General features: G+C 58.0%; 1 pseudogene. It reads right to left on the bottom strand.

The features are described from left to right. A pseudogene (locus tag EE949_RS28950) lies at positions 1-103 on the bottom strand (ABC transporter permease); the annotation flags it as partial. Positions 104-293 lie beyond the last annotated feature (190 nt).

A 293-nucleotide genomic window follows, 5' to 3' on the forward strand; every position in this document is an offset into this window, starting at 1 on the left:
CAAGTAACGGAGCAATGGCAAAGACAACGATGGAAACGAGCAAGACACGCCCGATCGCCGCGCCCAGGCGCTGTACGATCAACCAGAGTGTGTTGCTATTCATCTGCATCCTCCCGCTCGGTTCAGCGTTGCATTTACGCGTCCAGCCAGACCTGCTCGCTGAACATGTAGCCCATGAAGCCGCCCAGCGGGTTGCTGGAATAGCCCTGGATACGCTTGTCCACGCCGTCGATGTTGCTGATGAGCACAGGGATGCCGATGCCGCAGTTCTGGCTGACCAGAGTCTGCATGTC

It is taken from the genome of Pseudomonas viridiflava, from assembly GCF_900602065.1.
Taxonomy (GTDB): domain Bacteria; phylum Pseudomonadota; class Gammaproteobacteria; order Pseudomonadales; family Pseudomonadaceae; genus Aquipseudomonas.